The 12,403-nt window shown below is 65.4% G+C and carries 12 protein-coding genes; 7 read left to right on the top strand and 5 right to left on the bottom strand.

The genetic code is table 11. The features are described 5' to 3' along the window. Positions 1 to 41 precede the first annotated feature (41 nt). Positions 42 to 851, top strand: coding sequence for a glycosyltransferase family 32 protein (locus JEQ47_RS13930; RefSeq protein WP_198877045.1), 810 nt, complete (start codon positions 42 to 44; stop codon positions 849 to 851). Here JEQ47_RS13930 and JEQ47_RS13925 read toward each other — a convergent pair. Together JEQ47_RS13925 and JEQ47_RS13920 are read right to left on the bottom strand one after the other, a co-directional pair. Further along, on the bottom strand, positions 848 to 1,720 hold the full coding sequence (locus tag JEQ47_RS13925; protein WP_198877044.1) for a glycosyltransferase family 8 protein: 873 nt from the start codon (positions 1,718 to 1,720) through the stop codon (positions 848 to 850). The genes JEQ47_RS13930 and JEQ47_RS13925 overlap by 4 nt on opposite strands. An 83-nt stretch (positions 1,721 to 1,803) precedes the next feature. Next, positions 1,804 to 3,327: an alpha/beta hydrolase gene (locus JEQ47_RS13920; protein ID WP_198877043.1), complete on the bottom strand. Its 1,524-nt coding sequence runs from the start codon at positions 3,325 to 3,327 to the stop codon at positions 1,804 to 1,806. A gap of 191 nt (positions 3,328 to 3,518) precedes the next feature. On the opposite strand from JEQ47_RS13920, the gene JEQ47_RS20730 reads away from it, so the two are divergent. From JEQ47_RS20730 to JEQ47_RS13895, 5 genes are all read left to right on the top strand, one after another. Further along, complete coding sequence (locus tag JEQ47_RS20730; RefSeq protein WP_198877042.1) at positions 3,519 to 4,409, top strand: metal ABC transporter substrate-binding protein; 891 nt, start codon at positions 3,519 to 3,521, stop codon at positions 4,407 to 4,409. Beyond that, positions 4,397 to 5,281 (top strand): manganese/iron ABC transporter ATP-binding protein, encoded by an 885-nt coding sequence (locus JEQ47_RS13910; protein ID WP_328769282.1) that lies wholly within the window; start codon positions 4,397 to 4,399, stop codon positions 5,279 to 5,281. Before JEQ47_RS20730 ends, JEQ47_RS13910 begins: the two co-directional genes overlap by 13 nt. Then, the gene (locus JEQ47_RS13905; RefSeq protein ID WP_328769070.1) at positions 5,278 to 6,129 is read left to right on the top strand and encodes a metal ABC transporter permease; all 852 of its coding nucleotides are present in this window, start codon (positions 5,278 to 5,280) and stop codon (positions 6,127 to 6,129) included. Before JEQ47_RS13910 ends, JEQ47_RS13905 begins: the two co-directional genes overlap by 4 nt. Next, positions 6,126 to 6,968 carry a metal ABC transporter permease gene (locus JEQ47_RS13900; RefSeq protein ID WP_328769068.1) on the top strand — a complete coding sequence of 281 codons (843 nt, stop codon included), beginning with the start codon at positions 6,126 to 6,128 and terminating at the stop codon, positions 6,966 to 6,968. Before JEQ47_RS13905 ends, JEQ47_RS13900 begins: the two co-directional genes overlap by 4 nt. Positions 6,969 to 7,039: 71 nt before the next feature. Next, positions 7,040 to 8,068, top strand: a complete 1,029-nt coding sequence (locus JEQ47_RS13895) for a DUF2793 domain-containing protein (protein WP_198877040.1) — start codon at positions 7,040 to 7,042, stop codon at positions 8,066 to 8,068. 166 nt (positions 8,069 to 8,234) lie between these two features. Here JEQ47_RS13895 and JEQ47_RS13890 read toward each other — a convergent pair whose 3' ends face one another. Beyond that, positions 8,235 to 9,893 (bottom strand): MBL fold metallo-hydrolase RNA specificity domain-containing protein, encoded by a 1,659-nt coding sequence (locus tag JEQ47_RS13890; protein WP_198877039.1) that lies wholly within the window; start codon positions 9,891 to 9,893, stop codon positions 8,235 to 8,237. A 124-nt stretch (positions 9,894 to 10,017) separates the two neighbouring features. Here JEQ47_RS13890 and JEQ47_RS13885 point away from each other — a divergent pair, with 124 nt between their 5' ends. Further along, positions 10,018 to 10,368 (top strand): DUF1428 domain-containing protein, encoded by a 351-nt coding sequence (locus JEQ47_RS13885; RefSeq protein ID WP_198877038.1) that lies wholly within the window; start codon positions 10,018 to 10,020, stop codon positions 10,366 to 10,368. 111 nt (positions 10,369 to 10,479) lie between these two features. Here JEQ47_RS13885 and JEQ47_RS13880 read toward each other — a convergent pair whose 3' ends face one another. Beyond that, complete coding sequence (locus JEQ47_RS13880) at positions 10,480 to 11,031, bottom strand: ActR/PrrA/RegA family redox response regulator transcription factor (RefSeq protein ID WP_198877037.1); 552 nt, start codon at positions 11,029 to 11,031, stop codon at positions 10,480 to 10,482. 51 nt (positions 11,032 to 11,082) lie between these two features. Further along, positions 11,083 to 12,390 (bottom strand): ActS/PrrB/RegB family redox-sensitive histidine kinase, encoded by a 1,308-nt coding sequence (locus JEQ47_RS13875; protein WP_198877036.1) that lies wholly within the window; start codon positions 12,388 to 12,390, stop codon positions 11,083 to 11,085. Positions 12,391 to 12,403: the final 13 nt, after the last annotated feature.

Raw genomic sequence — 12,403 nt, 5'->3', positions numbered from 1 at the left:
CCATGCTAGAGCCTGCCGTCCTTACCCGGCGCGAGTTCCCGATGTCCCTGCCCACCATCGTCAGCTTCTGGCACGGCCGCCTGAGCTGGCTCGAAGTACTCTGCATCACCGCCTTTCGCCGCCGCGGTCATCCGGTGCACGTCTATTCCTACGAGCCCATCGAAAGCCTTCCCGAGGGCGCGGAGTGGCGTGACGCGGCCGCGGTGCTGCCGCGCGAACGCCTGGTCTTCTACAAGGGCAAGGGCACGCCCGGCGTGTTCTCGGACCACTTCCGCTACGCGGTGCTGCGGCAGGGGCTCGGGGTCTATGCCGATCTCGACATCTACTTATTAAAGCCGATCGAGGGGCCGCCCGACTATCTCTTCGCCTGGGAACGGCCGGGCTCGGTCAATGGCGCGGTGCTGCATATTCCAGCCGGCGCGCCGCTACTCGACGATCTCATCGCCATTTTCGAAACCACCGAGCGGCCGCTGTTCGAGCCGCACCTGCCGCCGATGCGCCGCTGGGAAGTGGCCATCCGCCGGCTCTTCGGCGACCGGGTGACGCCCGAGCACATGCAGTATGGCGCCACCGGACCCATGGCGCTGACCCACTACGTGGCGGCGCATGGCCTGGTGGGCCAGGTGCGGTCGTCGGCAACCTTCTATCCCGTGCCGTATGAAGGCATTCCGGCGCTGATGAAGGCGGGTTCGAACCTCGACGCCGCCATCACGCCGGAAACGCTGGGCGTGCACCTCTGGCGCAGCCAACTCACCGATCGCGGCCGCGCCGGCCTGCCCCTGCCCGAAGCGGGCAGCGCGCTTGCGGCGCTCTGCGCCGCCGAGGGGCTCGATCCGGCCTCGATCGATTAGCGCGCCAGACGCAGGCGTTTCATCCAGCGGCGCTTCCAGCGGTGCCGGGCATAGCGGTAGAACAGGTCATTGGTCATGACGTGGCGGTAAAGCCGGGCAAAGGCCACGGCCTGAAACAGGCCCACCACGACGCTCCAGGGCTTGCTCTTGCCGGTATAGTGGAGGATCGCCGGATCGAAGCATTCATGCGAGGCCCGGGCATGGATGGTGTTCCAGCGCCAGGGCAGCTTGAGCCAGCGGCCGCGGAAGATCAGGTTCAGGAGATCCTGGTCGTAATAGATGCGCTGCATGACCCCGGTGGCGAGGTAATTTTCCATGCGGCCGATGATGTCGGCCTCGCGCCATTGCCTGAGGTCGATCATCACCATGCCGGCATTGAAGTAATAGTCGGCCATGTCGAAGAGATCGGCATTGCCGCGCAGGTCCTTGCCGCCGGTGATGATGTCGCCAATGGTGTCGCGCACCGCGGCAATGGCATTGCCCTCGAGATCGAGGTCAAAGAGATAGGCCACGTCGTCGCGTACCAGCATGTCGCAATCGAGATAGAGGATGCGCTCGACCTCGGGCCCGACGAGGCGGTCGATCATCAGGCGGGCATAGACGATGTTGGACAGCCGCTTGTTTTCGGGCATGCGCGCGGCGATGTCGCGGAACATGTCGGACTGATCGAGATCGTACCAATGGAGCGTGACCGGAAACTCGTCGGCGATGGCGGCAAGATCGGCCTTGTGCTCATCGGTAAGGGTGCGATGGCAGAGATGGAAAACGAGCTCTTCGCGGCGGTGGGTGAAGAGGCACACCGAGCGCATGGTGGCAAATGCCGGTGCCCAGAAATTGTCGTCGAAGGTCAGGGCAATATGCATCGCCATGGCAGTCCCGCTCCGGAAAGAATGCCCCGCGGGGCCGGTGCAGGTGGCTTTTCCATGCCTTGGAGGGGGGCGTCAACACCCTGCTATCGCGGGGGCGAGTTCGGATCGGCGGATACCATGTCGAGAAGGATCGGATAGACCACGGCGGTATTGGCGTCGGCCTGGCGCGGATCGACGATGTCATGCGGCAGGCCGAGCTCGGCCGGCAGCATGCGATTGTCCACCATGGCGCCCTTGCGCTGCCAGGCGGCGGCAAGCGCCTGGGCGGCGCCGTTATTGATCGAGGTATCGGACGCATTGAGGAGGAGACCCAGATGCGCGGCCTGGGCCGGAGTGACGCCGGCGGCGTCCGACACGACCAGCCCCAGTCGCATGAGCTCGGCCAGGGCATGGGTGGCAAAGCGCGGATAGGCGTAATCCATGGGCGGCTGGCTCGGCCAGGGCGCGCTCGCATCCCACCACAGCATCAGGTTGGGCAAAAACAGCAGGAGATTGGTGGCGGCCTGGGTCGCCCAGCCAGGCAGGCCGGCCGGTGCGAGGAAGGGCGCCGCGGATACTGCACTGGTCAGCGTCGCGTCGGTCTGGGCGTGATAGGCGGTGATGGTGCCCCCGGCCGAGAGACCGAGCACCACGACCTCGTCGCCGAGGCCATGGGCCATGGCGACCGCGCCCTCGGCAGTGGCGACGAAATCCTCCGCAGTGACATCGGCCAGCGCCAGGGTCAGGGTATCGGCTTCGCGATGTCCGGGCAGACGCGGCACCAGCACATTATAGCCCTGCTCGAACAGCAGCGGCGCCAGTTCACTGGCCTGGGCGGGGCAATTGGTGAGGCCATGGTAGAAAATAACTACCCGCTCCACCTTGCTGCCATGGGTGAGAAGTTTTGAGGTGCAGCGCGGGTCGAGATCGAGCGCCGCTTCCGCCGCCTCGATCCCGGCAAACGCGGCCAGGGCGTTCTCATGGGTGAGGGCCATGGCTGATGGCGCCGGCCCATCCAGCGGCCGGATCGGCCAGAAGGTCAGGAGCGCAAAGCTTAGCATCAGCACGCCCACGAGCCCGATGATGACCCATCCCAGCGCGCGAATGATGCGACCGGCCAGGGAGGGGCGGTGTGACACGCGGGCCTGCCGCTGCGGCAGCAGGCGGCTCTCGACCGTTCCGGCCAGAATACCGGCGATGCCCAGGAGCAGGGCCGAGGCAAAACCGGTGGTGACGAGAGCAAGGAGGGACAGCAGCAGCACCTGCAGCACCCGCCCGACAAATGTCGTGGCATCGACGCCCTGCCAATCCGCCTGGAAGAATTCGGGCAGCAGCAGCACGACCGGGTAGGCGAGGCAGGCTGTAACGACACCAGCTATGCCACCGCGCCGGATCGAATTGCCACCGGGGCGCGCCGGCAGCAGGGCCCAGACCAGCCACCCGGTGGCGCAGACCCCGGCGAACAGCGTCGCGGCCGTCAGTTCGCCGTTTTCGCTCGCGCCGCGCGAGCGCAGGTCGAGCCCGGCGAGCGGGGACACTGCCAGCGCCACCAGCGCAAGGAAAAGGCCAGCCAAGAAGCTGTGATACCAAGGGCGGCGCATGGCGGGGTCGGGAAGTCCTACACTCATCATGCCACCCGTTCGGGACGCAGCAGGAACAGACTAATCGAGGACGACGTTCGGCCAATTGTGCCCCCGCCCGATGTGCTTGTCCAGCAAATGGCCCGGAGCGGAACCCAAGCAGGGGGCCGCGCATTGTCCTACTTGCGAATGATTTGCAATTGCATTACGTGTTGATGCGTCGCTATCAGGAGATCCGCATGCGCCGCCGTCTTGTTGCCGCCCTCATCCTCGCCACCCCGCTGGCGCTATACCTGCCCGCCATGGCGCAGGAGCGGATCAAGGCGGTGACCAGCTTTACCATCCTGGCCGACATGGCAGCCAATGTGGCGGGCGATGCTGCCGACGTGGTGTCGATCACCAAGCCCGGCGCCGAGATCCACAATTACCAACCGACGCCCGGCGATCTGGTGGCGGCGCAGGACGCCGACCTCATCCTCTGGAACGGGCTCAATCTCGAGCAGTGGTTTGCGCAGTTCCTCGACAACCTGCCCGACGTGCCGAGCGCGGTGCTCACCGAGGGCATCGAGCCCATCGGCATTGGCGAGGGGCCCTATGAGGGCAAGCCCAATCCCCATGCCTGGATGTCGCCCAGCGATGCGCTGGTCTATGTGGAGAATATCCGCAAGGCCTTCGTCGCCACCGACCCGGCCAATGAGGCCACCTACAATGCCAATGCGGCGGCCTATGCGGCAGAGATCACCGCTACGGTCGAGCCGATCCGCGCGGCGCTCACCGCCATTCCCGAGGAGAAGCGCTGGCTCGTGACTTCGGAAGGCGCCTTCTCCTACCTGGCGCGCGATTTCGGGCTCAAGGAACTCTATCTCTGGCCGATCAACGCCGACCAGCAGGGGACGCCGCAGCAGGTGCGCACCGTCATCGACGCGGTGCGCGAATACCAGATCCCGACGATCTTTTCGGAATCGACCATTTCGCCCAAGCCGGCCGAGCAGGTGGCGCGGGAAACCGGCATTCCCTATGGCGGCGTGCTCTATGTGGACTCACTCTCGGAGGCAGACGGGCCGGTTCCGACCTATCTCGACCTCCTGCGCGTCACCACCGAAACCATTGCAGCAGGATTGGCGCAGTGAAGGACCAGGCCCCAGGCATCGCCATCAAGGACATTACCGTCGCCTACCGCAATGGTACGACGGCGCTGAAAAGCGCGAGCTTTGTCGCGCCGCGTGGCTCGATCACCGCGCTTGTGGGGGTCAACGGCGCGGGCAAGTCGACGATCTTCAAGGCGATCATGGGGTTCGTGCCGCTGACGGGCGGGGAGATTTCCATCCTGGGCCAAACCGGCAGGCAGGCGCAGCGGCAGAATAAAATCGCCTATGTGCCGCAGTCCGAGGACGTCGACTGGAACTTTCCGGTGCTGGTCGAGGATGTGGTGATGATGGGCCGGTTCGGCCACATGAACATGCTGCGCATCCCCGGCCCCGTGGACCGGGAAAAGGTGGCAGCGGCGCTGGCCCGCGTCGACATGACCAGCTTTGCCAAGAGGCAGATCGGCGAGCTTTCGGGTGGGCAGAAAAAGCGCGTCTTCCTCGCCCGGGCATTGGCGCAGGAGGGGGAGGTCATCCTTCTCGACGAGCCGTTTACCGGCGTCGACGTCAAGACCGAGGACGCCATCATTGCCCTGCTGCGGGCGCTACGCGACGAGGGCAAGGTGATCCTCGTCTCCACCCACAATCTGGGCTCGGTGCCCGAATTCTGCGACCGCACCGTGCTGGTCAAGGGTACGGTCATCGCCTCGGGCCCGACATCGGAGGTGTTCACCCGCGAAAAGCTAGAAGAGGCCTTTGGCGGCGTGCTCCGGCATTTCGTGCTGTCGGGTGCGGGCCTGCATGCCGACGACGATCCGCGGCATCTCTCCGTGCTGACCGACGACGAACGCCCGCTGGTCTTCTATGGCGAGAAGGGCCGCGAGGCGCACCAGAACAGGCGCGAGGACCAGTCGTGATCGACCTGCTGCTCGAACCCTTCGGCTACAATTACATGGTCAATGCCATGTGGGTTTCGGCCCTTGTCGGAGGCGTCTGCGCCTTCCTTTCGGCCTATCTGATGCTCAAGGGCTGGTCGCTGATCGGCGATGCCCTCTCCCATTCCATCGTGCCGGGGGTGGCCGGCGCCTACATGCTGGGCCTGCCCTTTTCCATCGGCGCCTTCCTCTCCGGCGGGCTTGCAGCCGGGGCCATGCTGTTCCTGTCGCAGCGCACGAAACTGCGCGAAGACGCGGTGATCGGCCTCATCTTCACCGGCTTTTTCGGGCTGGGGCTGTTCATGGTCTCGGTCTCGCCCACCGCAGTCGACGTGCAGTCGATCGTTTTGGGCAATATCCTTGCGATTACCCCCGAGGACACGCTGCAACTGGTGCTGATCTCGGTGGTGACGCTGGCCGTCATGCTGGTGATCTGGAAGGACCTGATGGTCACCTTCTTCGACGCGAGCCATGCCCGCTCCATCGGCCTTCGAACCACCTTGCTCAAGGTGGTCTTCTTCGCCCTGCTCAGCGCCGCGACCGTTGCGGCGATGCAGACCGTGGGCGCCTTTCTCGTCATCGCCATGGTGGTGACGCCGGGTGCCACGGCCTACCTTCTCACCGACCGCTTTCCGCGCCTCATCGTCCTTGCCATCGTGCTCGGGGTGCTGACATCGCTGGTCGGAGCGTATCTGAGCTATTTCCTCGACGGGGCGACGGGCGGCATCATCGTCGTGCTGCAGACGCTGGTCTTCCTTCTCGCCTTTGTCTTCGCACCCAAGCATGGCTGGCTGGCAGCCCGCCGCCGCATCGCCGAGGAGACCGCATGATGGAAGGCGTGTCGCTCGTCGATTGGCTGGTCTGGCCGTTCCAGTTCCCCTTCATGGTCCAGGCCATGGTGATCGCGGCACTGGTGGCGGTGCCGACGGCGCTGCTCTCGTGCTTCCTCGTGCTCAAGGGCTGGTCGCTGATGGGCGACGCCATTTCCCATGCCGTGCTGCCGGGCGTGGTCATTGCCTATATGGTCGGCCTGCCCCTGGGCTTGGGCGCCTTTATCGCCGGCATGGTCTGCGCCCTCTCGGTAGGGTTTCTCAAGGAGAATTCCCGCATCAAGGAAGATACGGTCATGGGCGTGGTCTTTGCCGGGCTCTTCGGCCTCGGCATCGTGCTCTACACCGCCATCACCACCGATGTGCATCTCGACCACATTCTCTTTGGCAACATGCTGGGCGTCGACCAGGGCGGCATCATGCTGGCGCTGGCCGTTGCCCTCGTCGTCACCGGCATTGTCGCGGCCAAGTGGCGCGATCTCATGCTCTTCATCTTCGACCCGCAGCAGGCCGGGGCCATCGGGCTCAACACCCGCCTCCTGCATTACGGCCTTCTGGCGCTGATCTCGCTGACCATTGTCGGGGCCCTGCAGGCGGTGGGCATCGTGCTGGTCATTGCCCTCCTTATCGCGCCGGGATCCATTGCCTTTCTGATCACAAGGCGCTTCGGCGTCATGCTGTTCGTGGCCACGGGCATTTCGGTGGGATGCAGCCTCTTTGGGGTTTATCTCAGCTTCTTTCTCGACAGCGCCCCGGCCCCAACCATCGTGCTGCTGATGAGCGCCTGCTTCATCATCGCGTTTATCCTAACGCAGCGGCGGACAGTGGCGGCGGTCTAGCCCCCCTCTTCGCCTTATCCCCGCTGCCACATCCCGCCGCACACTGGCTCCATCACTGTTGGAGCCTTTTCATGAACGACACCGCCCGCCTTTCCCTGCCCTTCATCATGGCCGGACAGGCCCTCAAGCACATCACCCACAATGATGCCCTCAACCGGCTCGATGCATTGGTGCAGCCGGTGGTGGAATCGGCGGCACTGGTCACGCCGCCGACAACGCCGCTGCCGGGAGAAGCCTGGATCGTGCCCGCGGGCGCCAGCGGCGCCTGGGCAGGGCACAGCAATGAAATCGCCGCCTGGCAGGACGGCGCCTGGAGCTTTTTCGATCCGGCCGAGGGCTGGCAGGTCTTCGATCGCGCCAGCGACACGCTGCGTGTCTTTTCGGGGAGCGCCTGGACGGTGGTCGCGGCGCTGGGCGCGGGCCTGCCGCAGCTCGGCATCAATGCCAGCGCCGACAGTACCAACCGGCTTTCCGTGTCGTCGGCGGCGACGCTCCTCAACCACGCCGGCTCCGGGCACCAGCTCAAGCTCAACAAAGCGGCGAGCGGGGATACGGCGAGCCTCCTTTACCAGTCCAACTGGTCGGGCCGGGCCGAAATGGGCCTGATGGGCGACACCAACTGGCGCATCAAGGTCAGCGCCGATGGTGCGGCCTGGACCGATGCCGTCACCATCGATGCCGCGACGGCGACCATGACCGTGGCGGGCATCGTGCGGCCGGCCACGGACAATACGCGGACGCTGGGGGCCAGCGGCGCCCGCTGGTCGGCCGTGTGGTCGGCCACCGGCACGATCCAGACCTCGGATGGGAGGCACAAGACGGAGATCGCGCCGAGCGATCTCGGCCTCGACTTCATTTGCCTTCTCGAGCCAGTGCGCTTCCAGTGGAAGGGTGGCGATGGGCGCATCCATTACGGGCTCATCGCCCAGGATGTGGCCGCGGTGGCGGCGCGGCTGGAAGTGGATTTCGGCGGGCATGTGCTGGCCGACCCCGATGATCCCGACAGCCAGCAGGCGCTGCGCTACGACCAGTTCATCGCCCCGCTGGTCCGGGCCGTGCAGGAGCTGGCGGCGCGGGTGGAGGCGCTGGAGGGGCGGTGAACGGGCGACCCTGTCCTGCACCGCGCCGCCCTCCCCTATCCTTCGTCATTGCCCGGCTTGTCCGGGCAATCCACCTTGCGGGGGAATGGACCACCCGGGACAACCCGAGTGGTGACGATGGGGGTTAGATCGGGCGCGGATCTTTGAGAGGCGTGGCCCGGCACACCTATTCATCAAACGCCTGCGTCTCGACCGGGGTCACGGGCGTCGGCCGGCCCTTGGGGCTCGGGGCGGCGCCGAGGTCGGAGAGGCGTGCCTGCAGATCCAGCATCAGCGCCAGTTTGTCGCTGTCGGGCAGATCATGCAGTCGCTGGCTCAGGCGAATGGTGAAATCGGAAAAGGCATTGTGCCAATCCGAAGGCATCTGCGCCGGGTCGACGCGGCGTGCGGGCGGCGCCTTGGCAGCCTTGATGCCGGCGGTATCGAGTTCGAAATAGTCGTCGAGCTGGGGCAGGATGACCTGATCGCCGCCGAGCTGGCCCGCCGCGACCAGCGCATCGCGCAGGGCGTGACGCTCCTCGTCCTCGCCATGGGTCAGGAACAGCGCGCCATGGGCCGGCAGGCGCTCGGCAATCCAGTCCATCAACTCGGAATGATCGGCATGGGCGGAGTAATTGCCCATGGAGCGGACCGTGGCCCGGACCGGGACCAGCGTGCCGTGGATGCGCACTTCCTTCGCGCCCGAGAGAATGATCTGGCCCAGCGTGCCCGGCGCCTGGTAGCCGACGAAGAGCACGGTGGCATTGGAGCGGATCAGGTTGTTCCGGAGGTGATGCTTGATGCGCCCGGCATCGGCCATGCCGGAGGCGGAGAGGATGATGGCGCCGCCCTTGATGGCGTTGAGCGCCTTGCTGTCCTCCACCGCCTCGATGATGCGGAAGCGCGGGTCGTTGAACAGCTCGTCTGCGGCAAGCTCGGTATCCTCGAACATGCTCGCATATTTGCGATAGACGCTGGTGACCTTGCTGGCGAGCGGGCTGTCGAGCACCACCAGCTTGGGGTCGATCTCGCCATTGCGGATGAGGACGCCGATATCGTGCAGCAATTCCTGGCTGCGCTCGACGGCAAAGGCGGGAATGACGAGATTGCCGCCACGCCGCATCGCCTCCTGGATCTCGAGCTTGAGCGCCTCGCGCCGCTCGACCAGCGTATAATCGGCGCGATCGCGCCCGCCATAGGTGGATTCGCAAAGAATATAGTCGAAGCCCGAAGGACCTTCGGGTTCGTTGTAGAAGACCTTTTCGTCCGGCCCGATATCGCCCGAAAACATCAGCCGCACCGGCTTGCCGTCGCTGTCGATCACCTCCACCTCGATCGAGGCCGAGCCGATGATATGGCCGGCATTCCAGTAGCGGGCGCGGACGCCCGGGCCGGGCTCGATCCATGCGCCATAGGCGCAGGTCCGGCGATGCTGCAATGCCTCTTCGGCATCGGCCATCGTATAGAGCGGCTTGGCCGGTTCCTCGCCGCGCCGGCTGCGCTTCCTGGTTTCGCGCTCGGCCTCGCTTTCCTGGATGCCGGCGCCGTCGGGCAGGAGATATTCGAGGAGGCCAGCGGTCGGCTCGGTCATCCACATCGGGCCGCGCCAGCCCTCGGCATAGAGCTTGGGCAAGAGACCGGCATGATCGATATGGGCATGGGTGAGGAGCAGGAAGTCCACGCTTTTCGGATCAAAGGGCGTGGGCTTGAGATTGAGGTCGCGCACGCTCTTGTTGCCCTGAAAGAGTCCGCAATCGACGAGAAACTGCCCGGCCGGATGGACCACACGGTAGCACGAACCGGTCACGGTGCCGGCCGCGCCGTGGAAATGGAGGGTGACGGTCAAGCGCGGCTCCTCTTTTTTGGCTTTGCCTGTCGAGGTTAGCCCCAGCCATTCGTCAAAGTCGAGGCGGGCCGGGAAACCGCCCCGTCAGCAGAACCGTTTGCCCAGACCGACAAGGAGAAAGCCAATGCCCTATATCGATGGAATGGTCACCGCCGTGCCCAAGGCCAACCGCCAGGCCTATATCGACCACGCCAGCAAGGCCGCCGACCTGCTCAAGAGCTGGGGCGCCACGCGCGTCGTCGAGAACTGGGGCGACGATGTCCCGCATGGCGAGAACAACGATTTCTACAGCGCCGTGCAGGCAAAGGAGGACGAGGTCATCGTCTTTTCCTGGATCGAATATCCCGACAAGGCCACCCGCGACGCGGCGATGCAGAAGATGATGGCGCCCGAAGCCATGGCCGATTTCGGCGAAATGCCGTTCGACGGCAGGCGCATGATCTTTGGCGGTTTCGAGACGCTGTTTTCGCGGTAGGGCAATCAGGCGACGCCCTTGTTCAACGTCACCACCCGGCTCGACCGGGTGGTCCATGCATCGACAAGGTGGATTGCCCGGTCAAGCCGGGCAATGACGACAATCACGAAATTACCGCGGCGCGCGCTTGGCGAGAATGCGCTGCAGGGTGCGGCGGTGCATGTTGAGGCGCCGCGCGGTCTCGGACACATTGCGGTCACAGAGCTCATAGACGCGCTGGATATGTTCCCAGCGGACGCGGTCGGCCGACATCGGGTTTTCCGGCGGCTCGGGCTTGTCCTCGCCGGTGGCAAGCAGCGCATTGATGACATCGTCGGCATCGGCGGGCTTGGAAAGATAGTCCATGGCCCCGAGTTTGACCGCCGTCACTGCCGTCGCGATATTGCCATAGCCGGTGAGCACCACGGCGCGCGCATCGGGGCGCTTCTGGTGCAGCGCCGAGACGACATCGAGGCCATTGCCGTCCTCGAGCCGCAGGTCGACCACGGCATAGGCCGGCGGGCGGTCGGCCACGGCGGCAAGGCCATCGGCGACAGAAGCGGCAATGCGCACTTCAAAGCCCCGCCGCGCCATGGCGCGTTCGAGGCGGCTCAGGAAGGCTGCATCGTCATCGACAAGCAAGATGCTTGGATCGGCAGCCAGAAGGTCTTCGATCGTATCCATGGCCCTTCCAATATGCCTTTGCTCGACCTACGTCAAAACCAACCCGTCCGATCACGCGATTGCGCTGCGCGGCCAGGTGATGCGGACGCGGGCATGGCCTGTCGGCTCGGCATTGTCGAAAGTGAGCCGCGCGCCGGTTCGTTCCAGCAGCGTCTTGGCGATGAAGATGCCCAGGCCCAGGCCCCCGGGCTGGTGCGCGTCGCTGCCGCCGGGATCGCGCGGGCGGCTGGTGAGATAGGGTTCGCCCAGCCGGGCGATCAGCTCGGGGGCAAAGCCCTTGCCGTCATCGGTGATGGCGACGCTGATGGTCTGCTGGTCCCAGCCGCTTTCAATGCGGACGGTCTGGGCCGCGAAATCGGTGGCATTCTCGATGATATTGCCCAGCCCATAGAGCAGGCCAACGCTGCGCGGAAAGATCGGCGGCGGGCCGGACGTATCGGCCGCATCGAACAGGATGACCTTGCCCCGCCCTTCATGCGGGCGCGCCACCTCGTCGAGAATGTCGGTCAGCGGCGCTTCGGCAAACAGGTCGGCCGGCTCGCTGCCCAGATTACGCAGCTTGGCCAGAATCGCCCGGCAGCGCGCCGCCTGGGCAATGATCAGCTCGACATCCTCGGCCAGGGCGGAGTTCTTTTCCACCTCGAGCCGCATTTCCTTGGCGGCCAGGGCAATGGTGGAGAGCGGCGTGCCAAGTTCATGCGCCGCGGCGGCCGCGAGCCCATCGAGCGCGGAAAGCTGTTCGCGGCGCGACAGCGCCAGCTCGGTGGCAGCCAGTGCATCGGCAATCTGCCGGGCGTCGTGGGCGACACGGTTGGTATAGGCGGAAATGAACACGACGCCGCAAATGGTCGAGACCCAGATGCCGATCACATAGATGCGGTTGAAGACGATGGTGCCGCCCATTTCCCAGGGCAGCGGCAGGTGGAGGACCGCCAGCACCGAGGCGATCATGGCGGCGAGCAGGGCGACGAGGAAGGCCTGGCGCTGCGGCAGCGAGGTGGCGGAGACCGATACCGGCGCCAGCAACAGAAGGGCAAAGGGGTTTTCGAGCCCGCCTGTCAAAGCCAGGAGGCCGCCGAGCTGGCAGAGATCGAAGGCCAGTTGCAGGGCGGCGACGCGGGCCGAAAGCCGGTAATGCGGGCCGAAGCGCAGGGTGAGCCCGATATTGACGCCGGCCGACAGCACGATCAGCGCCAGGCATTCGACCAGCGGCAGGGGGAAGCCGAGGCCCCAATTGACGAACAGGACCCCGATGGTCTGTCCAGCCACGGCGAGCCAGCGCAGCAGCACCAGAGTCTGCAGGCGCAGCGGGCGCCAGCCCGCGGGCGGTGGCAGGCTTGGCGTGGGTTCGGCGCTCATGCCGGTCTCCATT

The organism is Devosia sediminis (genome assembly GCF_016411825.1).
GTDB lineage: Bacteria > Pseudomonadota > Alphaproteobacteria > Rhizobiales > Devosiaceae > Devosia > Devosia sediminis.
The sequence above is the reverse complement of the archived record's forward strand: the minus strand, read 5'-3'. Positions and strand labels throughout refer to the sequence as shown.